The sequence below is a fragment of the Catellatospora sp. NPDC049111 genome (assembly GCF_040648615.1).
Lineage (GTDB): Bacteria > Actinomycetota > Actinomycetes > Mycobacteriales > Micromonosporaceae > Catellatospora > Catellatospora aurea.
This window is the reverse complement of sequence record NZ_JBEZEB010000036.1, coordinates 1-20513: the sequence shown is the minus strand read 5'-3', so window position 1 is coordinate 20513 and position 20513 is coordinate 1. Positions and strand designations below refer to the sequence as shown.

Here is a 20513-nt window from a genome sequence, read left to right as displayed (position 1 = left end):
GGCAACCACGTCCCCCGATGGATGACGCACCTTGTCACCCGACCGGGCGGATGCCTTTGGTGAACTACACGGCCGGGTGATGACTTGACGGATGCGGTCGCGCATGTCGAACCAAGTGCTCCTGGAATCGACTCCTACAGAGGAGGGCGATGGCATGGATCGAACGCGCTCGCAACCGCTAACCGCGTGCGGTTCCGGCACGCGGGCAACACCCGGATGACCGCTATCGACATGCTCGCCGCCCAACTGTTCGCCAACAGCTACGAAGACGACTCGCCCGCTCCAGCGTGATCACGATCCTGGCACTGCTGCGCACAGTGCTCCGCGATGCCGTACGCCAGCGACTCCTACTCGTCGACCCCCTGGCTACGCCGAGGTCCCCGCGATCAGGTCCGACGCGACGGTCCAGAGCCGCTCGGCGTTGCCCGGGTCGACGGCGTACGCCGCGACGCCGGCGTAGTCGGCCGGGCGTTCGGTAACCACCGGCGCCTCGGTGCAGTCCTCGAAGTAACGGCCACCCACGCCGTCTAGCAGCGGGGACGCGGCGAGCAGTACCGAGGTCGCTGCGCCTTGCTGCGGGGTCTTGTGCATCTCCTTCGGGGACTTCAGCCCACCGGTGTGCTTCTGCAGGCCGGTCGCGATCGCACCGGGGTTTAGCGCGTTGGACCAGATGCCCTGGCTGGACCAGCGGCGGGTCACCTCGACGGCGAGCAGTGCCTCGGCGCTCTTGGACTGCCCGTACGCCAGCAGCGGGTCGTAGGGGCGGAAAGCGAAGTGCAGGTCGTCGAATACGACCGGCGAGAAGAGGTTGCCGCTGGAGCTGATCGAGACCACTCGGGCGCCGCCGGCTGCGGCAAGCGCGTGGTGCAGCCCGACTGTCAGCGCGAAGTGCCCCATGAAGTTGGTGGCGAACTGCATCTCCCAGCCTTCGGCAGTGCGCTCCAGCGCGGGCAGCGCCATGATCCCGGCGTTGTTGATCAGCATGTGCAGCGGTTGATCCCAGCCGGCGACGAACCGGCGTACGGAATTCTGGTCGGCCAGGTCCAGCTCGCGGGCGGTGACCCGGTCAGCGCCGATGCCGGCCGCGATGTCCGCGGCCGCCTGCTCGCCGGCACTGACCCGGCGCACCGCGAGCACCACCTCGGCGCCGGCGCGGGCGAGGGTACGGGCGGTCTCGAAACCGATGCCGGCGGCGCCGCCGGTGACGATGGCCCGCTGGCCGGTCAGGTCGACCCCGGCGATGACCTCGTCGGCGGTCGAGGCGAACCCGAACGGGGTCTTGATCCGCTCCGTCATGACTGTTCCCATCTCTCTCGGTCATGCTTACGGAAGACACTGTCACCCAGTCCGCGGGCGGTAGCCGGGTTCCTGGTTTTCCTGGTAGTGCGAGGACCAGGCTGGGCCGGGTGGGGGCAGATACGATGGGCGGGTGGGCAAGGCCAGTTCCCTCGGGGAGTACCTGCGTGCCCGGCGCGAGCTGGTCCTTCCGGGCGAGGTCGGGCTTCCCGCGCACGGGCGTCGCCGGGTGCCCGGTCTGCGGCGGGAGGAGCTGGCCCTACTGTCCGGCATCAGCGCCGACTACTACCTGCGGCTGGAGCAGGGTCGCGACCTGCATCCGTCGGCGCAGGTGCTCGACGCGCTGGCCCGGGCGCTGCGGCTGGATGCGGAGGCTTCGGCGCACCTGCACCGGCTGGCCCGGCTGGCGCCGGCCGGGCGGCCCGTGCGGCACCCGGAACGGGTGGCGGTGGGCATCAGGCAGCTGGTCGGGTCGTGGACCGACACGCCCGCGTTCGTGCACGGCCGCCTCCTGGATGTGCTGTTCGCCAACCCGGTGGCGACCGAGCTGGCGCCGATCTACGCGGTCGGCGTGAATCTGCTCCGAGCGGTCTTCCTGGACCCGGGTATGCCAGCGCTCTATCCGGCCTCCGAGGCGGTTGCCGCAAGTGCGGTGGCCGGCCTGCGCTCTCTGGCCGGCGGCGAGCTGGACGAGCCGCAGCTCACCGAGCTGGTCGAGGAGCTGTCCGCTGGCAGTGAGCGGTTCCGGCGCCTCTGGGCTCGGCATGACGTCGCCGCCCGCGCGGGCGGCGGGATCCGGCTGTTCCACCATCCGCGGGTGGGTGAGCTGGAGCTGCGCTACGAGAAACTGACGATCGCCGGTACCAACCAGTCGCTGGTCGTGTACCACGCCGAGCCGGGCAGTCCCTCCGCGCGCTCGCTGCGGGCGCTCGCCCGGTTGGCCGCACGTGACGGGCCGGTTCCTTCGGCCGGCTAAGGCGAATCACGCTGGCGGCGGTCTTCGTCTGGACACCTCGGCATCAGGCGGCCAGGACCCGACGGAAGTTCGCTACCGCTGAAACGTACGTGCGGTGCGCAGGCTTTCGGCGATGGGCCTCCGACATGCCGGGGCCTTTGGCCATGTGCCGCGGGCCGGTTGGCACCGGCGCGAGGACACCTCGCACTACGAGGTTCCGAGTCCGCCGGTGACAGCGACACCTTGCCGTTCAAGCATGATCATCAAACCTTCTCGATATCCGAGAACAACCCGGTGAAGGTGGCCTGAGCTCCCGCGAGGGCGCCGAAGACATCGGCGGCAACGGGCGTCGCGACCGCGGCAGAGGCGTCGTCGTAGCTGTCGAAGTAGAGGTCGAGCGTCCGGTAAGCGGGGGTGGCGGTGCCGTCCTCTTTCGGCCACACCTTGGCGGACTCGAGTCGCTGCAGCTTCGGGAGCTTCTTCGCGGCCGCCTTCATGTCCGCGAAGGCGCGCTCGAAGTCCTCGGGATTTGCAGGATTGTCGATCATCAACGTGATCTTCGTGGGCACGACACCCTCCTTGCACATCCCCGATGTGACGGCTCCCAGCGCTACGGCCTGCGTAGGGCCGAGGTGCTACCCACAGCGTAAGGAGGTACGGCCTTGAACGCGGGGTGGATGCCGGAACACGGATGATCCGAAGATGCGCAGAGCGTATGACGTCGCCAGGCTTTGACAAGATGCGAACAGCCACGCCCATAGGCACGCGACGAGCGCAGGATGCTCTGGATGCGATTCACCGCGGGTGTCCAGATTCGTGAGCTGTCGTTTTCGGCGGCGGTGGCGGGAAATAGCTGTTCTGAGCCAGCGCCATGACCGACCTGATGGCGATTGCGCCGATGAGTGCGGTGAGCAGCAGTGTGATCAGCCAGCTCAGTGCCTGGTGGGCGGGTGGTCGTTCGACGGTCAGCCAGCGTATCGCGAGGGTGGCCACGGCTGCGTAGGAGAACGTGAAGGCCCAGTAGCCGGGTGTGAAGGGGGTCCGCAGGTAGACGGGGATCAGGCGGATCTGGGCCAGCACCATCAGGATCGTATAGCCGGCAAGGCCGTATGCGAGGGTGTCAGGCACCGGAGTCAGCGCGAACCAGGCCAGGCCAGCAACGGGGGCCGGTGCCACCTCGATGGCCATGGTCGGGACGAGAGGCGTCGGGAGCGGAGGTCTGAAGAACAGCCGTTGCAGCATGAGCGAGCCGATGACCAGCCAGCAGACGATGCCGATCCCGAAGCACACCCGGCCGAGGCCGGGCTGGCCGACCGTGGTCGCGGCGGTCGAGGCGAGCAGGCCGCCGGCGACGGTCGGCAGCAGGTAGCCGGGGTGGAACTTGTCTTGGTCAAGGTTGCCGGTCATCCACTGGCCGGTCAGCCAGCCCCCTAGTCCGATGACCACGACCAGCGCGATGTCGACGATTACCATCGCGGTTCGGGGGGCGTCGGGGTGTAGCCCGACGCCGAGTTGCATCGCGACGATCGGGATCACGCTGACGAAGGGGCTGAGGACCGGGTCCTGCAGGTCGGCCATCAGCCGTCCGCGGGTGGCGGTCACGCGGGCCAGGTAGCCGGCTAGCAGCACCAGCCACACCGCGGCCGCGAGTACGTAGAGTGCGGCGGACAGTGCCCGCGGTGCGTTGGCCGTGTGTGATAGTGCCAGCCAGGTGCCCGCCAGCCCGGTGAGGCCGAACGGCGTGGCGAAGAAGTTCGGCGGGGTGCGGCTCAGGATTCCCATTTGCGGCTCCCCCGGTCTGCTGTGATGGTGCTGTACTACGTGGAGGTCAGACTTGTGCGGTGTGCCGTTGGCCGCGGACGGCGATGTTGTCCAGCCGCATCGGGCCGATGGCTGCGACGCGGTGACCGGTGGCCCGCAGGGTTCCGCCGTCGACGTCGAGGCCGAACAGGGTGCGTAGGACGAGCAGCGTGGAGCCTGCTGACCAGGCTTGTGGGCGGGACGGGGTCGGGTACTCCACGGGTCGGTCGCCTTCGCGGACGAAGCCTGCGAAGACTTCTGGGAGTCGGTAGCCGAATGCGGCCGCGGCTTCGATGAGGTTCACCGCCAGTGTCGCGGCCTGGTCGTGGTGGCCGTAGCGGCGCAGGCCCTCGGCGATGATCGCGGTGTCGTGCGGCCAGACGGTGCCGTTGTGCAGGGTGCCTGGCTGGGTGAACCTGACCGTGGTCGCGCGGGTGAAGGCGCCGTTGGTGTACCGCAGGGTGATCGAGTTCTCGTCGATCGCGGTGCTCACCTGCCGGGGGGCGATCTGCTGGTCCTTGACCTCGAACACGTCGGCGAAATCGGCGCCCAACGCCAAATCGAGGATCAGTTCCTGCTCATCGTTGCTGAAGTTGTCCACGACCAGGTCCTCATGGACTCCGGCGGCCACGATGCGGTCTCGACGCACCGACAGCGTGGGGTTGAACCCGACGCGCACCGAGGCGAGGGTCGCGTGGATGCGCGCCGAGTAGTACTGAGGTGTGTCGGCGCTGAGCAGGTGAACCTTTGCGCCGTCCACGCTCAGCCGCCAGGTCGACAGATGCCTCGTGTCGGCGAAGTAGAGGCCGTCGTCGGCGCCGTCGGTGTCGCCCCGCCGGTCGGTGGTGAAGAACGTACTGCCGTCGAGGAGTACCAGCTGTTCTTGCGACATGGGTCCCTCATCCGCCTTTCGCGGGATGCGGGATGCGGACAAACCGTGCTGGCTGCTCATGTCACTGTCTGCTGTCGTGGATCACCAGTCCCCGGCTTGTGCCACGGCGGCACCGACTTCCGCAGTCGCTGTGCCCGCTGCCCGAGGATGATCGACTCGGCGGGCACGGCTGACACGCAGAGCGGGGCGGCAGGGTACGCCTGCCGCCCCCGCCAGGCGCGGGCTCGGTTATTGAGAAGCCGCATCGGTGATCATCTTGGCGACTTCTTGCGGGTGGGAGATCATGACAACGTGTGAAGCACCGTCGACGGCCACTGTCTGCTTGGCTCCGGCACGCTGCGCCATGAACGCGTGAACCTGCGCCGGGATGTTCTTGTCGAGGCTGCCGTAGATGAAGTACGTCGGGATCGACTTCCAGGCCGGCTCGCCCTGGAAGGCCTCGGTCAGCCCGGCCTGGGTGACCGGACGCTGCGTTGCCGCCATGTCCTTGGCCTGTGCCTCGGGGACGTCGGCGGCGAACTGCTTCCAGAACTTATCCTGCTGAATGTAGATGTCGTTGCCGCCGCCGGCCAGTGCCACCGGTGGGGCCAGCGTCTCCGACAGGGTGCTACCTGGGAACTTTCCCGACAGCGTCGCTCCGCTCTCGCCAGGCTCGGGTGCGAATCCGGCGACGTACACCAGGGCCTTGACGTTGTCGTTGCCGGTGGCGGCTGCGCTGATGACCAGGCCGCCGTAGGAGTGCCCCACCAGGACGACAGGCCCCTGGATGGTCTTGAGGACGTCGGCGACGTATGCGGCGTCGGTCTTCACACCGCGCAGCGGGTTCGCGACCGCGATCACCGGATAGCCCTCACCTGCGAGCTGGGTGATGACCGGGTTCCAGCTGGACGATTCTGCGAACGCTCCGTGCACCAGGACGACGGTGGGCTTGGTCTGCGGAGCTGGGGTGGGTGCGGCTGCCGTGGGCGCTGCGGCGGCCAGAGCGACGGCGAAGGCCACGGCGATAACAGCGACCCCTGTCGGCAGGCGCAGGCATCGATTTCTCGAAGAGGTTTGGTTCATGCGACTACTCCAGGTTTCGGGCAACGGGCCGCAAGGGCTGGAACCGCCCGCGTAGCCGCATCCGGCAGCACGCCGGGCCCGATCGGATCACAAGATCCCACCAACACGCTACGTCAGGGGACGGCTACTTGTAAGCGATTCGTTTGTCCGCGTCGATTCGTTTCCCTAGGTCGGGATTTCAGACGTGGGCGTGTCCTGCGAACCGGGCGCTGCGCCGAGCTGCCCGACGGGCGTACTCCCCGACCCCTGCGTCGGCCACGACCAGGTACAGCCGTCCACTGTCGAACGTGATGGTCGCGAAGTGTGACTTGAGGTCGGCTAGCTTGGATACGTCGCCTTGCACAGCCATGCCGGTCCGACCGACTCTGCGGCGGAGTCGAGTTCGGTTTGGTGCCGGCCGGACAGGTCAACGGTGGCACTCTGCGGCGAGCATCGTGGCGATGGCCAGACCGATGCCCGCTGTTGTCTGGCCCGTTGCCTACTTGGTTTTGGCTGTCGCTGCGAGGAAGTCGTCGACTGTCAGCGTCGCGTGCGAGATCAGCGGATAGCGCAGGATCATCGCGTCGTAGGCGGCGCGGCCACCGGCAGCCGCTGTGGCGTCAACGAACGTCGTGACGTGGTAGCCCCGTTCCATGGCTGTACGGGCGGTCGATTCCACACACATCGTCCCGACCATTCCCGCCACTGCCACGTACTGCACACCGTGCTGTCGCAGTTGGGTGTCGAGATCTGTCGTCGCGATCACGTCGATGTTCTTGTGCGGCGAGACGACGATCTCCCCGGCCTGCGGCGACAGATCGGGGTGGAAGTCGGCGTTCCAGGTGCCAGCCTCGAACAGGCGGTTGTCATACATCTCTTGCTGGATCCCGCAGATGTACTGCCAGCTTGTGTAGTCCTCCTCCGTAAAGGACATGGGTGCGAAGAAGACGGGCATTCCTTGTTCGCGGGCACCGGCGAGCAGGCGCTTGAGGTTTTCGAACGTCCCGATCCTGTCGAATTCCTCCTTGAACTCGCTGTAGCTTTTACCTTTCTCCGAAAACACCTCGTTGACCGTATCGATGAGCAGGAGGCCGATCCGGGACTCATATGCAGTATTCGCCATGTTCCTCTCCCCATCACCATGTCTGAAGATCTTTGGCCGTACCTCTCACATGGTGCGCCTGCTCTACCAATCTGACCGGGAGATCGCCAGATTCTTGAGGTGAACGGTTGCGGGACGCAGGGTCAGTCCTTGCGCGGACCCGTGCTTGACTGTTGTTGGGTATACCAGAGCTTGTATCCGAAGAAGTGATTCTTGTCCGGCCTGTGTATGCCGCGCCCGGCGACGCCTATTCTCGCCCTCGCACCGAGGCCCGTCAGATCGAAACTGGCAAGGTCCTGCTCCAGGTCTGCTACTTTTCCCGGATGGCCGCTTTCGCGGGTAACTGCGTGGTGGACGGCGAATCGGTGCACAGTCGCGCCGACCTGCCGGCCCGCGGAACGAAGCGGCGAACCGACTTTCCCTGCCCTGCTCCGCAGGCGATCCGTTTCCTCCCGGCCGTGAACGGCCGGGGTTCCACCGAGGCTCTGCTGAACCGAGGCTGACCAGCGGCCCGAGTCCGACAACCGGCTAAAGGAATCCCCGCTGCGGCCGTGCGGTTCGGCGAGGCAGGAACCCTCACCTGGCGTCACAGGTCAACGACGATCTCGGTTTCAGGCTGGGAGCAGCAGATCAGCAGGTTCCCCTCGCCTGGAGGCTCCACAGGGTCGGGTGAGTAGTCCACGGCGCCGGACAGCAGGCCGCTTTCGCAGGTGTGGCAGACGCCGGTTCGGCAGGACCAGCGCACCGGTACATCGCAGGCCTCGGCGAGTTCCAGAATGCTGGCATAGCCCTCACCCCACGCGACGGTCAGCCCACTGCGGGCGAACGACACCGCCGGGCCGGTTCACGGCGGCCCTGACGGCGGGTGGGTTGCTGCTTGGCGGCGCTGCCGACAACGCCCAGTGTGATGTTCATCCGCAGTCCTACGCGATAGCAGGTGACGCGCGGCTGGGTCACCTCCACGACGGCTGCGCCGACGCGGTAGCGGTCTCCGATGCATACCTCGTCGTCGGGCAGTCCATCGACGGTGAAGTTCTCTCCGAACTGGCCGAAGCGCAGGTCGTCACGGTGCAGCACCTTTGGACCAGTACCGGTACGAGTCCAGCTGGTAAACCAGCACCGCGCGTTGCTCGCCGCCGTGGCCGGCCAAGTCACCCTGCCCGTCGCCGTCGAGATTCAGCCGGCGCAGCATCACCGGGCCCGTGGCCGGTTCCTTCCACACCCCGGTGTGCACCTGCTGTCCACGCCAGGGCACATCCTTGGGCAGGCCGACGTTCACCGCCAGCAAGGTGGCCACCTGCCGAAGCTAGCAGGTCATACGGCCTTCGGATGCCGTTCTACGTTGTTGGACTGGTCTCGATGGGTCATGTTCCGCAATCTGATTCCGGCGCTGGCGGATCGTTACCACGTCATCGCGCCCGACCACCTCGGCTACGGCCAGTCCGCGCAGCCCCCGGTCACGGAGTTCGACTACACGTTCGACGCCCTGGGCACCCTCACCGCCGGGCTGCTCGATCACATCGGCGTCGACACGTTCGCGATCTACGTGCACGACTACGGTGCCCCTATCGGCTGGCGGCTGGCGATGCGCACATCACCCAGAGCGGCAACGCCTACATGGAAGGGTTCGTCGAGCCCTTCTGGAAAGACCTGTTCGCCTACGCCGCGAATCCCAGTGCCGAGACCGAGCCGGGGGCGCGCAAGGTGCTGACCCTGGACGCCACCCGCTGGCAGTACCTCAACGGCGCAGCCGACCCGAGTCTGGTCAGCCCCGACAACTGGCTGCACGACCAGACGCTGCTCGACCGTCCCGGCAACGACCTGATCCAGTTGAAGCTCTTCCACGACTATCCGACCAACATCGACGGGTATCCGCAGCTGCAGGAGTACTTCCGCACCAGCCAGGTGCCCCTGCTGGCGGTCTGGGGCGCCAACGACGAGATCTTCGGCCCCGACGGCGCTCGCGCGTTCCAGCGTGACCTGCCCGACGCCGACATCCACCTGCTGGACGCGGGCCATTTCGCACTGGAGACCCACCTCGACGCCATCGCCGGATATATCCGCGGCTTCCGCTGCACGCTGCCGGCCAAGAGCTGAGGACTCTTATGTCAGGCCGCGGCTGCGCCACCGCGGACCTGGGCCCGCAGGCGCTCCAGCTCCTCTTGCATCGGCGCAAGGATCTCCCGCAGTTCCTCAGCCGAGTATCGGGGGGTGATGTGCTGCTGGCAGTTCCAGTCGAACGCCGCGACCGTGACCATCACCGCCCGCTCGACCTTCGCCCGGTAGCCTGCAACGGTCAGGGCCTGTACCGCCGACGGGTCATCGCGCACGTCGATGACATTCGCGTGACCGAACACCTTCAACCGCAGCTGCCGGGGATAGTCCATGAAGAAGACGCTCACCCGGTCGTCGCCGGCGATGTTGCCGGCGCTGATGTACTGCCGGTTGCCGCGGAAGTCGGCCCAGCCGAAGGTGTGCTCGTCGATGACCTTGACGAACCCGGGCGGCCCGCCCCGAAACTGCACGTACGGCCAGCCGGTGTCGGAGGTGCTCGCCAGGTAGAAACCGTCGCGCAGCCCGATGAACTCAGCCTCGAAATCAGTGAGCGGATCCCGCGGCTCCCCACCGCCAGTAGGCTGCCCAGGCGCCTCGCCGCCGAGCCGCTTGACAGCCGCCCGGCTGCCGTAGCGCTCCTGTGCCTGGCGGACGTGCTGAGTGAACGCGATCGAGGCGTAGCTCTCGCTCATCCCTCACTGTGACATGCGGTGGGAACCACCAGGTCAGGAGTTCGCATTCACGGTGCCTCGGCTGCCCCATGCCGCTCTCTCCAGCTCAGTCGAACAGAGCGCTTCTCACCAGGCGGGTCAGGTGCGCCTGCAGGTGCTGGGGGCTCATCTGCGCGACCGGCCCGACACCGACGATGTACCGGCAGAAGGTGACGCCGATGAGCACCGCCGCGAGCAGGTCGACCCGCACGTCGGCGTCCTCACCGGTGACCACCTGTTTGTAGGCGCCGGCGGTACGCTCCAGCATCGCGCTGTAGAGGCCGACCGCGGCCTGTTCGTTGGATGCCGCGCTACGCAGGACCGCCACGAGCGGGTCGTTTCTGAAACTGTTCTCCATCCGGTCGATGTAGGCGGCCGCGACCCGCTCAGGCAGCGTCTGCGGGTTCCCGGCGATGACGAGGTCGACGTCACGGGTGCCCGGCACGGCCGCCAGGAACAGCTGCTCCTTGGAACCGAACTGGCGCATCACCAGGCCGTGGGTGACGCCAGCCCGCTCCGCGATGTCCCGGACGGTCGCGCGGGTGTACCCGCGCTCGGCGAACGCCGCCCGTGCAGCTTGCAGGATCAGGTCCCTGTTGCCCTCCGGGTCCCTGCGGTGCCTGCGCCGAGGTACGGCGTCGCCGTCGTGGGGAGCTTTCTGCTGTGACATACGCCCTAATGTACATGTGGTCATTAATAGAATGCGCAGCTCAGGTTCGTTGTTGACCAGGTGGTAAGCAACGAACGGAGCCCTTCATGAAGACCCGCGAGCCCCTGTCGGTCATCGAGACCACCCTCGCCCACGACGTCTACCGCAGATCCACCACGCTGCTGACCGACGCCGCCGGGAACGCGCCGCTGACGGCACTGCGCACGCTGCGCGACTTCATCGTCGCCAACCTGCACCACCATCACGAAACCGAGGACCACATCCTGTGGGCCACCCTCGCCACGGTGGACCCGGAAGCCGCACGCGCGCTGGAGGACCTCGGCTTCGAACACGAGCAGCTCGACGCCGCACTGCAGACCTTGGCCCAGGTCCCGCTGACCGAGGAGGTCGACCGCTGGGCCCTGGCCGACGCCGCGGCGGCCGTGTGTGACCTGGTCCACACGCACATGGCACACGAGGAGCCCATCCTGCTGCCGGCCTTGCGCAAGCACCTCAGCGAGCAGGCCTGGGAGGACTTCGCACGCCAGGTGATGGCGACGTCGCCGACGGAAGGCGCCGAGCTGATGATCGGCTTCCTGGACCAGGTCGCTGAACCATGGCAGGTGGATCTCGTGCTCCGGAACCTTCCCGAGCCGGCCAGGGCCGCTCTTGCGGCGATAAGGGCCAGCGCCGAGCAGACCCTGCGGCTGCTGGCCTCGCCGACCGAGCAAGCGGGCGTGTCTCAGCCGGCGCTCCGCTGAGAGTGCGGGGCCCGAACGGCGGGCCCGCCGCGGGCCGGACGAGCGCATGAAGCCACCGCCTAGGCCCTCTGGCCGCAAAATTTTCACCTTACGGGTTAAATGACCCTTATGCGGATTTAAAATGATCATGAGAGGTATATCGATGCCCAAGCCCCTAGAAGGCAAAGTCGCACTCGTGACCGGCGGGTCCCGCGGTCTAGGCGCGGCCACTGCGCGAACTCTGGCGGATGCAGGCGCCGATGTCGCCATCACCTACCTCGGCTCCGCGGACAAGGCCGCCGCGGTCGTGGCCGGCCTGCAGGCCCAGGGAGTGCGCGCGGCCGCGATCCGGGCGGATCAGGCCGACACGACCCAGGCCGCGCCGCTGATCGAAGAAGTGGTGGCCACCCTCGGCGGTCTAGACATCCTGGTCAACAACGCCGCCATCGCCGTACAGGGCTGGACCATCGACGACCCCTCCGCTGACCTGGCCGCCCTGGACCGTATGCACGCCACGAACTACACGGGCGTAGTGGCGATCATCCGCGCGGCGGCACGGGTCCTGCGCGCCGATGGCCGGATCATCAACATCGGCTCCGGTGTCGGCTCCCGCGTCGGCCTGCCGGGCCTGGCCGACTACGCGGCGACCAAGGCCGGCCTGATCGGGTACACCAAGGGCGCCGCACGTGATCTCGCCCCGCGCGGCATCACCGTCAACATCGTGCAGGCCGGACTGATGCAGACCGGCATGGAGCCGCCGAGCCCGCAGGCGCTGGAGCAGATGGTGGCGGCTCTGTCCATCAAGCGGGTGAGCGACCCTGCCGAGACCGCAGCGGTCATCGCGTTCCTGGCCAGCCCGGCGGCGTCATACGTCACCGGCGCCGTGCTCGACGTGAACGGCGGCTACACGGCCTGACGCACTCGCGCCGCCATCACACGCGTGGACAGCGCGAAACCCTGCCGTGGAGAAATCGCCTCCTCCTTTGGGCAGATCGCCGGGCACGGCTCGGGGACAACGAAGGCCGACAACCATGCCGGCCGGACAATGAAGCGGCGGACGCCGCGGACGGAGATTCGAGATGAGTAAGCAGCTTGAGGGCAAGACGGCCGTGGTGACCGGTGGAACGACCGGGATCGGCTGGGCGCCGCGAAGCGGCTCGCCGAAGAGGGGGCCCACGGCTTCCTGATCGGTCGCCGCTAGGAGCAGGTGGACGCGGCCGTGGCGGACATCGGCGCCGGCGCGACGGGGCTGGTCGGCGACGTCACCTCGTCGGACGATCTCGACAGGTTGTACGAAGCCGTCAAGGCACGAGGTCAGGGCCTGGACATCCTGTTCGTGAACGCGGGTGGCGGCGAGTTCGCCACGCTGGAGCAGGTGACCGAGAAGCACTTCGACGACACGTTCGGGCTCAACGTCAAGGCCCTGCTGTTCACGGTCCAGAAGGCGCTTCCGCTGCTCAACGAGGACGCCTCCGTGATCTTGAACGCGTCGACGGCGGCTACCCGAGGCGCCAAGGCCTTCGGCGTCTACGGTGCCTCCAAGGCCGCCGTCCGAGCCCTCGCCCGGACGTGGGCAGCCGAGCTGGCGGAGCGGAAGGTACGGGTCAACGCGATCAGCCCGGAACCTATCGAGACGCCCGGCATCACCGGCCTCGCCCCGAACGCCGCTGCCGCAGAAGAGCTCAAGGCCGAGTTCGCCAAATCCCTTCCCCTGGGCCGCATGGGCCGTCCCGAGGAGGTCGGCAACGTCGTGGTGTTCCTGGCCTCAGGAGCGAGCAGCTTCATGACAGGTGGCGACGTGTTCGTCGTACGGCGGACTCAACCAGGTCTGACAACCCGAACACCGATCAGGCGGAGCCGGGCGCGGATAGGCCCGGCTCCGCTTTCGCTGGCTCACATCCCGCTGGCCGGAGACGGTGGCAGGCCCATCATGCGTTGATCGACACGCTTCGGGTCATACCGCGCCGCTGCAGATGCCGGCGTGCGTGGATCAACGCGGTGATCCCCTCGCCGACCGCGGCGCCGAGCTGTTTGGTCGACCCGGCCCGCACGTCACCGGCGGCATAGACGCCGGGCATGCTCGTGGCGAGCGTGTCGTCGGTGGTGACGAACCCCCACTGGTCCAGGTGCAAGGACTGCCGCAGGAAGCCGGAGTTGGGGTCCATGCCGATGTAGACGAAAGCAGCGTCCGGACGCCAGTTCAGCTGTTCGCCCGTGACCGCGTCGCGGGCAGTCACCTCGTACAGCTTCCCGGCCTTGGCGGTCAACGCGGTGATCTGGGTGTTGGTGTGCACCGTGAACTCGGGGTGCTCGGAGATCTTGTTCTGCAGCAGCGTGGAACCCTTCAACGCCGGCGATTGCTCGACGATGCGGACCCGGCCGGCGAACTGCGAGAGGAACAGCGCCTCCTCCAGCCCGGAGTTGCCGCCGCCGACGACCAGCAGTTCGTCGGCACCGTGGTAGAACGGCCCGTCGCAGGTGGCGCAGTAATGGACTCCGGCGCCGATGAGCTCGTCCTCACCGGGTAGCCCGAGCCTCCGGTATGAGGAGCCGGTGGCCACGATCGCCGCGCCGGCACACAGCTGCTGGCCGCTGCTCAAGGCGACCGTCACGTCCTGCCCGTCGAGCGCCAGCTGCGCCACCTCGACGGCTGACAGCAGCTCGACGCCGTAGCGGCGGCCCTGCGCGACGAACCGGGCGGCGAGCTCCGCGCCCCCGACTCCGTCCGGGAAACCGGGGTAGTTGTCGATCTGCTGGGTGGCTCCGGCCTGACCGCCCAGGGCCCCCTTGTCGACGACGACGGCGTCGATGCCCTCGCGGGCGGCATAGATGGCCGCGGCCAGGCCTGCGGGCCCGCCGCCGATGATCGCCAGGTCGTAGACGTCGCGCTCGGCGCGAAGGTTCAAACCCAGCTTCGCCGCGATCGTATGGTTTGACGGGTTCACCATCATCGCGCCGTCGTCGAAGACGACCGTGGGGATGGTCTGGCCGCCGTTCTGCAGCCGCCGCACCTCGGCGTGAGCTTGGATGTCCTGGTCGACGTCGACCCAGTCGTAGCGGGCGCGATGCTCGGTCAGGAACTTCTTGACGCGGCGGCAGTCCGGACACCACGGAGCCCCGTACACTTTGATCTTCGCCACCGTACCCTCCGCTGAGCGGGTGCAGCGCTGCGGTCAGGACTTCAGGAAAGCCAGCAGGTCGGCGTTGATGGTGTCGGCGTGCGTGGTCGGCATGCCGTGCGGGAATCCCGGATACGTCTTCAAGGTGCCGTTGCGCAGGAGTTTGGCTGACAGCGGTGCCGAGTCGGCGTAGGGGACGATCTGGTCGTCGTCGCCGTGCATCACCAGCACCGGAACCGTGATCTTCTTCAGGTCCTCGGTGAAGTCGGTCTGGGAGAACACGACGATGCCGTCATAGTGGGACTTGGCGCCGCCCATCATGCCCTGACGCCACCAGTTCTCGATGATCGCCTCCGAAGCCTGCACACCAGGGCGGTTGAAACCGTAGAACGGACCCGACGGCAGAGCGCGGTAGAACTCCGACCGGTTCGCCGCCAGCTGCGCTTGCAGGTCGTCGAAAACGCTCTTGGGCAGTCCCCCGGGGTTGGCTTCGGTCTGCACCATCAGCGGCGGAACCGCAGACAGGATTGCAGCCTTCTGAACTCGACTCTCGCCATGTCTGGCGAGGTAGCGCACGACCTCGCCGCCACCGGTGGAATGTCCCACGTGTATAGCGTCGCGCAGATCGAGGTGGGCGGTCACCGCCGCCAGGTCGTCAGCATAGTGATCCATGTCGTGGCCATCACTGGTCTGAGTGGAACGGCCGTGTCCCCGGCGATCATGGGCGATGACACGGTAGCCGTGGTTCAGGAAGAACAACATCTGGTTGTCCCAGTCGTCTGCCGACAGGGGCCAGCCGTGACTGAACACGATCGGCTGACCAGTGCCCCAGTCCTTGTAGAAGATCTCCGTGCCGTCGTTGGTCGTGACCGTACCCACCTGATGCCCCCCGCAACTAGTCGAACATGATTCACGACTCAGCGTAGTCATCGGTGATCGGTCATGTGCCGATTAAGCGTGCGCCGTGCACCAGCCGAACAGCCTGGCCAGCATTGAGGCGGCATCAGCCAAGCCTCCCGGCAGGGGACCTCATCACTGTGCCGACTGTCCACCGCGCGGGGCGGGGGCTCGGCAGCACGATCGTCCCGATGCCCTTAGACAGGCCAACGCGTGGTTGAAGCCGTCAGAGGTACGCAGTACATGAGGCACCTGATCAGATGAACCAGCTCGCGGTACTGCGCCGTAAAGGCTGCTGGACGCGGCGCACTCACGAGCCCGACCCTGGTCGGTCACCTGCTCGACCTGACGCCCGGCGGCGCGGGACAGTTCCCGCGCCGCCGGGGTCGTTGTGCGCCGCACAAGAGGCCGGTCGAACCGGGAGCTAGATGACGGGGAGTTCACCGCCGTCGACTGTCAGGCTAACTCCGGTGACCCACTGAGCCCGGTCCGATGCGAGGTAGGCGACGGCTTCGGCGATGTCGCGCGGGTCTCCGGGGCGGCCCAGAGGGATGCCCGCCGTGGTGGCGGCAAGCGGGACGTCCATCGCGTCGGCGAAGTTCTGGCGGATCGCGTCGGCGCCCGGGGTGAGCACGTTGCCGGGGATGATCGTGGTGACGCGGATTCCGGCAGGCGCGAGCTCGGAGGCGAGCGCTTTGCTGTAGGTGTTGAGGGCGGCCTTGGCGGCGCCGTAGTGCGCCAATGGCGGCGCCGGCGTGAGTGCCGCTCCCGATGAGATGTTGACGATCACGCTGCCCGCTCCGGCCTGGCGCAGCGCCGGCAGCAGTGCGTTGTTGACCCTCACGGCGGACAGGTAGTTGAGGTTGAGTGCGTCGATCCATTCCTCATCGGGGATGGTTGAGATGCCCCCGATGTGGGCGCGTGCCGCCGCGGCGTTGTTGACCACGATGTCGACGCCGCCGAGTTCGTCGAGTGCTGCGGCGGTGAAGGCCTGCACGCCCGCGAGCGTGCTGATGTCGCCCTGGATGAAGGTCGCGGCCTTGGGCGTCTCGTCGGTGGCGTTGCGAGCGGTGGTGACGACGGTCGCGCCGCCGTCGAGCAGCCGCTGCACGATGGCGGCGCCGATCCCGCGGCTGCCTCCCGTGACGATCGCGCGCTTTCCTGCGAATTCGGTGGTGTCTGGTGGAGTGCTGGTTTTGTACATGCGGCCAACCGTAACAGGTTCTGGACCGATCGTTCAGAACTCCGTACTATGGAGGCATGGCGCGACCACGGAAGTTCAGCGAGCAAGAGGTCCTGGCCACCGCGCACCGGCTGTTCAATGAAACCGGTTACCACGGCACCTCGGTCGACGATCTCTCCCGCGCGACAGGGCTCAGCAAGGGAAGCCTCTACGGCGCATTCGGCGACAAGGAGGCCATCTTCCAGCGGGTGTTCGAGCAGTACTGCGCAACCTCCGAGCAGGGAGCCGCCGCCATGCTCGAAGGCCCGGAGGACCAGGCCCTCGACCGCCTCCGCGCATGGCTCACTGCGCCGGACGACCACACCGGTCGGCCTGGCTGCCTGCTGGCCAAGGCCACGGCCGAACTGGCGTCGGAGAACGACGCCATCGCCACCAGGTCGCTGGCGACATACGAAACGCTGCTCGACAGCTGCCGCCGGCTTGTCGAGCAGGCGCAGCGCGCCGGGCACCTGGATCCGAGTGCCGACGCTGAGGTTCTCGGCGGACTGATCCTCGCCACGCATCGCGGGCTCGAAGCGCTCGCCAAGGCAGGGGTCGACGCGAAGACCAGGAACCGCATCGCCGACGCAGCGATCGACAGCATCGCACTGCCGGTTTCCTGACATTGGAGCCGGCAATGCCGCGGACCCACTTCTGCTGCCATCGCCGCGCCGCCCGATAGCTTGATCGCCCTGCGGGGCCATCGCCCACGACAGGGGTGGTGGACGTTGCTAGAGGTCGAGACGAATGACTATGACTGGCTGACGTGGCCCGCCGTCACGCGGTGTCCCGTTTCACTAAATGTGATCATCACCGGTTCTGGCACTTCACCACAGTGTCGATCGGTTCGCTCGCCTTCCGGCACCACGGAAGAGTGTGGCGTCTCGCGTGGGAGAGCTGGACCGGACCGCGAGCCGCCGGAAACACTGGCGCGATGCCGACCGTGTACCGCAGTTCGCAAGGCCGGACCGACGTACAGCGATGCCGGCGGGTCCTGGCGCGAGCGGACTTCCCGCTCACCAGCAGAACCTTGGACACCAGCGCCGGCCGGGTGGAGCTCACCTGCGCCGGTGCCGGACGCCCGCGGGTCGTCATGGTACCTGGGACCGGTGCCAACGCCGCGGCGGCTCTGCCGTGGCTGCGAGTGTTGTCGCGCCGGTGGGCGACCACTGTCATCGACCTGCCGGGACAGCCCGGACTCAGCGATCCGCGCCGGCCTCGCCGGGCCAGACTGGCCTGGTACGGCCAGGTCGTCGACGAGGTCCTGGCGGCGATCGACGCCGACGGGGTGGTGCTGCTGGGCAATTCGCTGGGCGCGGCAGTGGCCCTGGCTGCCGGCTCGCCCCGGATCGCGGCGCGGGCGCTGGTGTCTCCGGCCGGTTTCATCCGGCTGAGTGTGGACCCGGCGCTGGCGCTGGCTTCGGCTGCGTGGCTGCTGCGTCCGACCTCTGAGCACACCCTACGCATGCTGCGGCTTTTCGTCGCCCCTGGGACGGCGCCGCCCGAGATCGACGTGGAGTGGATGGCGCTGGTGGCGGCCTGCTGCCGCACGACCCTGGCCCCGCCGCCGCTGCCCGCTGATCTACTGGCCCGCCGGGCCGCGGTGCCGTGCGTGGTCGGGGTCGGCGAGCACGACCGTTTCCTGCCGCCCCGTCGGCTGGCGCCGGTGGTCCGCCGGACCATGGGCCTCGATGTTCGGGTGCTGGCCGGGCTCGGGCACCTGACGACACCGGTTCATCTGGACGCCGTCGTGTCGTTGGTGTCCCAGGTCGCCGAACCACCCGGCCGCTGAACGTGGCAACGGAGGCATCGACAATCCCTGATCAGCGGTAACGTTGCGACGATCTTCTCGCCTATTTGCCGCCGCCGCAGCCGCCGCGTCCGGTACGCGGTTGGGGCGGCGCGCACCATCCGATGGGGTCGACAGTGGAGCGCTGGGAAGTCTGGTCGGCATCGTGTTCACCGACGACCGGAAACGGACGGACCCTGATGCGCGCAGGTGGCTCATGGCCCGCGAAGACTTGCCGTTGCGTATTCAAGATGCGCAGCACCGTCGGGGCCAGCCGCGTAGGCGGCAGGAACGGTCGTGCTCGCCGACGCCGCACCGCCGCAGCCGGGCCGAGCCGAGGCCCACCGGCGCGCCATGGCCGGGCTGGGTCGCGGCCTTGGCCGCATAGGGAGGAGTTGTCTGAGGGCAACGCGCCGACGCACTACCGACTTGGCTGCACATTTACCACACCAGGTTGGCGCATCGCCTTGAAGGGAGGTGCCGGCCGCTCGTCACCTGTGTGATGTCGCCTGCGCCACGGCGATCGGCCGCGCCGGCGGACGTACCCGCTGCCACCACAACCGCTGCACGCCCAGCGTGAGCACTCCGGCTGCGACGATCGCCGCAAGATTGATCAGGAGTTGGGCTGCGGAGCCGAAGGCTTCTGCCGGTGCGTGGTAAGCCAGCGCCACTGCTGCGTTGGCGGCAGCCGGAACGGTGGTGACGGAGATGAGCACGCCGATGAGCGCACCAGAACGAGCGGACGTGATCGACAGCATCCCGGCGACTCCTGCCAGGAACCCGACCACCCACGACAGCGCATCGGGGCGCCATATGAAGTCCGTCAACGGCCGCTCGGCCAGCAGCATGCTGCGGTCGACCAGTCCGGCGGCCGTCAGCGCCCACGTCGCCACGACGGTGACCGCCATCGCGGCCGGGAACCCGACCACGAGCGCGATCGCGGAGCGGGCGGCCATGTCCCAGCGGCGCCGGACGAGTGCCACGCACAGTGCGGCAAGAGGCCCGAACTCGGGTCCGACGACCATGGCACCGACGATCAGGATGGGCTGGTCGAGCAGCACCCCGATCGCCGCGATGACGGTCGCCACGGTCAGCAGGGCCAGGTACGTCGCCGACAGGCGGGTTTCCTGACCGGTTCGGTGTTCGATCTCGTCCCAGACCACGGCGTCGACGTCCAGGCCAGGTGCCGCCTGCGTGGCCCGCTCCGCCGATGCCGACAGTACGACGCCGGCGTCCTCGATCGTGATCGCACCGGTCTCGTCGATGCCCAGCGTGCGCAGCGCCTGCAGAACCGTGTTGGCGCCTTCGCGAGCCAGGTCGCACAGCACGACGTCGCCGGCGGGCAGCCGTGCCGCCGCGGGCAGGACGATGATGTGCGCGACGGCCGGGCTGGCCGTCAGCAGCGCAACGACCTCATCGGACCGCGCCGCCGCCACTATGACCCGTAGACGCAGCACTATCGTCTCCTCCCTGTCCCAAAACCTCGCGAACCCTACCGCTCGCCCGTGTGCGCCCTGTTCAGGGCGGGCCACAGTCTTGAGACGGCGTCTCGTCCCGGCCCGGCCTTCAGTCGGTGGTCGACCGCTCCACACTGTTCGACACAGGCACCTCTGCCATGTCCCCGACCGTCGGGTCATGAACGCGTTGCAGGTCCTGGCAGTCAGCGCGTGCCACCGATGTGGTTGTCATGGCGAGGGCTACGGACCGGTCAACCACCGACGTGGATGCCGGGCCGGCGGGCGGGGTCGTGCTCGCTTTGCCGCAGGATCTCCCGGACCACCGGCGGGGTGTCCCCTCGCCCGAGAAGCAGGTAGCGGAACAGGTGCGTCAGCGGTGAGCCTTCCGACCATTCGAAGTAGCAGTGCGGGCGGACGCCGGTGGTGTCGCGCAGCGCGAGCAGGATCGCGGCGATGGCGTTCGGCGCTGCTGGTGCGGCGGCGCGGAGCACACGGTAGCTGCCGACTTGTGCACCGCTGACGTGCAGCACGTTGGTGAACTGTGACGGGTCCACCACGTCGATCTCCAGGAACAGCACGTCCGCGCCACCGGGGACAGGGTTCATGCCGCGCTGCTCGGCCTCTTTGCCGGCGTATTCGTCGATGTCGCCCGCCTGGCGGCGGTTGGCGATCAGGTTCAGCTGCCCGTCGTGGTCGATCGAGTCGGTGACGAACCGCCGGGCGCGGGTGTCGAACTCGATGTGCTTGACCCGCAGCTCGGTGGTGCGGGCGGCGCGGGAGATCAGGGAG

At 67.7% G+C, this 20513-nt stretch carries 23 protein-coding genes and 1 pseudogene; 8 read left to right on the top strand and 16 right to left on the bottom strand.

Going from position 1 to position 20513, the window contains the following annotated elements:
* Positions 1–366 precede the first annotated feature (366 nt).
* On the bottom strand, positions 367–1296 hold the full coding sequence (locus AB0B66_RS33105) for an SDR family NAD(P)-dependent oxidoreductase (protein WP_360537416.1): 930 nt from the start codon (positions 1294–1296) through the stop codon (positions 367–369).
* 133 nt (positions 1297–1429) lie between these two features.
* Between AB0B66_RS33105 and AB0B66_RS33100 the strand changes: the two genes are divergently transcribed.
* Complete coding sequence (locus AB0B66_RS33100) at positions 1430–2272, top strand: helix-turn-helix transcriptional regulator (protein ID WP_360537414.1); 843 nt, start codon at positions 1430–1432, stop codon at positions 2270–2272.
* A gap of 242 nt (positions 2273–2514) precedes the next feature.
* Here AB0B66_RS33100 and AB0B66_RS33095 read toward each other — a convergent pair whose 3' ends face one another.
* From AB0B66_RS33095 to AB0B66_RS33060, 8 genes are all read right to left on the bottom strand, one after another.
* Positions 2515–2820 (bottom strand): hypothetical protein, encoded by a 306-nt coding sequence (locus AB0B66_RS33095; RefSeq protein WP_360537412.1) that lies wholly within the window; start codon positions 2818–2820, stop codon positions 2515–2517.
* A gap of 226 nt (positions 2821–3046) precedes the next feature.
* Positions 3047–4033, bottom strand: a complete 987-nt coding sequence (locus AB0B66_RS33090) for a hypothetical protein (protein ID WP_360537410.1) — start codon at positions 4031–4033, stop codon at positions 3047–3049.
* 46 nt (positions 4034–4079) lie between these two features.
* Positions 4080–4943, bottom strand: coding sequence for a glycogen debranching N-terminal domain-containing protein (locus AB0B66_RS33085; RefSeq protein ID WP_360537408.1), 864 nt, complete (start codon positions 4941–4943; stop codon positions 4080–4082).
* Positions 4944–5171: 228 nt separating this feature from the next.
* A complete protein-coding gene (locus AB0B66_RS33080; RefSeq protein WP_360537406.1) occupies positions 5172–6029 on the bottom strand; it encodes an alpha/beta hydrolase in 858 nt (285 codons plus the stop codon).
* A gap of 454 nt (positions 6030–6483) precedes the next feature.
* On the bottom strand, positions 6484–7107 hold the full coding sequence (locus AB0B66_RS33075) for a cysteine hydrolase (protein ID WP_360537404.1): 624 nt from the start codon (positions 7105–7107) through the stop codon (positions 6484–6486).
* Positions 7108–7672: 565 nt separating this feature from the next.
* Positions 7673–7918: a 2Fe-2S iron-sulfur cluster-binding protein gene (locus AB0B66_RS33070; RefSeq protein ID WP_360537402.1), complete on the bottom strand. Its 246-nt coding sequence runs from the start codon at positions 7916–7918 to the stop codon at positions 7673–7675.
* Positions 7894–8163, bottom strand: coding sequence for an MOSC domain-containing protein (locus AB0B66_RS33065; RefSeq protein WP_360537400.1), 270 nt, complete (start codon positions 8161–8163; stop codon positions 7894–7896). The genes AB0B66_RS33070 and AB0B66_RS33065 overlap by 25 nt, the downstream gene beginning before the upstream one ends.
* Positions 8150–8383, bottom strand: coding sequence for a hypothetical protein (locus AB0B66_RS33060; RefSeq protein WP_360537398.1), 234 nt, complete (start codon positions 8381–8383; stop codon positions 8150–8152). Before AB0B66_RS33060 ends, AB0B66_RS33065 begins: the two co-directional genes overlap by 14 nt.
* Positions 8384–8452: 69 nt before the next feature.
* Between AB0B66_RS33060 and AB0B66_RS33055 the strand changes: the two genes are divergently transcribed.
* Both AB0B66_RS33055 and AB0B66_RS33050 read left to right on the top strand, forming a co-directional pair.
* On the top strand, positions 8453–8797 hold the full coding sequence (locus tag AB0B66_RS33055) for an alpha/beta fold hydrolase (RefSeq protein WP_360537396.1): 345 nt from the start codon (positions 8453–8455) through the stop codon (positions 8795–8797).
* On the top strand, positions 8704–9183 hold the full coding sequence (locus AB0B66_RS33050; protein ID WP_360537394.1) for an alpha/beta hydrolase: 480 nt from the start codon (positions 8704–8706) through the stop codon (positions 9181–9183). Before AB0B66_RS33055 ends, AB0B66_RS33050 begins: the two co-directional genes overlap by 94 nt.
* An 11-nt stretch (positions 9184–9194) precedes the next feature.
* On the opposite strand, the gene AB0B66_RS33045 is transcribed toward AB0B66_RS33050, so the two are convergent.
* Both AB0B66_RS33045 and AB0B66_RS33040 read right to left on the bottom strand, forming a co-directional pair.
* On the bottom strand, positions 9195–9833 hold the full coding sequence (locus AB0B66_RS33045; RefSeq protein ID WP_360537392.1) for a pyridoxamine 5'-phosphate oxidase family protein: 639 nt from the start codon (positions 9831–9833) through the stop codon (positions 9195–9197).
* An 85-nt stretch (positions 9834–9918) separates the two neighbouring features.
* Positions 9919–10521: a TetR family transcriptional regulator gene (locus AB0B66_RS33040; RefSeq protein ID WP_360537390.1), complete on the bottom strand. Its 603-nt coding sequence runs from the start codon at positions 10519–10521 to the stop codon at positions 9919–9921.
* An 86-nt stretch (positions 10522–10607) separates the two neighbouring features.
* Between AB0B66_RS33040 and AB0B66_RS33035 the strand changes: the two genes are divergently transcribed.
* From AB0B66_RS33035 to AB0B66_RS33025, 3 genes are all read left to right on the top strand, one after another.
* Positions 10608–11261: a hemerythrin domain-containing protein gene (locus AB0B66_RS33035; protein WP_360537388.1), complete on the top strand. Its 654-nt coding sequence runs from the start codon at positions 10608–10610 to the stop codon at positions 11259–11261.
* 175 nt (positions 11262–11436) lie between these two features.
* Complete coding sequence (locus AB0B66_RS33030) at positions 11437–12156, top strand: SDR family oxidoreductase (protein ID WP_360537386.1); 720 nt, start codon at positions 11437–11439, stop codon at positions 12154–12156.
* 291 nt (positions 12157–12447) lie between these two features.
* Positions 12448–13179: an SDR family oxidoreductase gene (locus tag AB0B66_RS33025; RefSeq protein ID WP_360537384.1), complete on the top strand. Its 732-nt coding sequence runs from the start codon at positions 12448–12450 to the stop codon at positions 13177–13179.
* Here AB0B66_RS33025 and AB0B66_RS33020 read toward each other — a convergent pair.
* The 3 genes from AB0B66_RS33020 to AB0B66_RS33010 all read right to left on the bottom strand — a co-directional run bounded on the left by AB0B66_RS33020 (position 13169) and on the right by AB0B66_RS33010 (position 16460).
* A complete protein-coding gene (locus AB0B66_RS33020; protein ID WP_360537382.1) occupies positions 13169–14380 on the bottom strand; it encodes an FAD-dependent oxidoreductase in 1212 nt (403 codons plus the stop codon). The genes AB0B66_RS33025 and AB0B66_RS33020 overlap by 11 nt on opposite strands.
* Positions 14381–14413: 33 nt before the next feature.
* Positions 14414–15238, bottom strand: coding sequence for an alpha/beta hydrolase (locus AB0B66_RS33015; RefSeq protein WP_360537380.1), 825 nt, complete (start codon positions 15236–15238; stop codon positions 14414–14416).
* A gap of 442 nt (positions 15239–15680) precedes the next feature.
* Positions 15681–16460: an SDR family oxidoreductase gene (locus AB0B66_RS33010; protein WP_360537378.1), complete on the bottom strand. Its 780-nt coding sequence runs from the start codon at positions 16458–16460 to the stop codon at positions 15681–15683.
* Between the two features lie 56 nt (positions 16461–16516).
* Here AB0B66_RS33010 and AB0B66_RS33005 point away from each other — a divergent pair, with 56 nt between their 5' ends.
* Positions 16517–17101 carry a TetR/AcrR family transcriptional regulator gene (locus tag AB0B66_RS33005; RefSeq protein ID WP_360537376.1) on the top strand — a complete coding sequence of 195 codons (585 nt, stop codon included), beginning with the start codon at positions 16517–16519 and terminating at the stop codon, positions 17099–17101.
* 407 nt (positions 17102–17508) lie between these two features.
* Positions 17509–18270: an alpha/beta fold hydrolase gene (locus tag AB0B66_RS33000; protein WP_360537374.1), complete on the top strand. Its 762-nt coding sequence runs from the start codon at positions 17509–17511 to the stop codon at positions 18268–18270.
* A gap of 488 nt (positions 18271–18758) precedes the next feature.
* On the opposite strand, the gene AB0B66_RS32995 is transcribed toward AB0B66_RS33000, so the two are convergent.
* Both AB0B66_RS32995 and AB0B66_RS32990 read right to left on the bottom strand, forming a co-directional pair.
* The gene (locus tag AB0B66_RS32995; RefSeq protein WP_360537372.1) at positions 18759–19724 is read right to left on the bottom strand and encodes a DUF389 domain-containing protein; all 966 of its coding nucleotides are present in this window, start codon (positions 19722–19724) and stop codon (positions 18759–18761) included.
* Between the two features lie 251 nt (positions 19725–19975).
* Positions 19976–20513: pseudogene (locus tag AB0B66_RS32990) on the bottom strand (amino acid transporter); the annotation flags it as partial.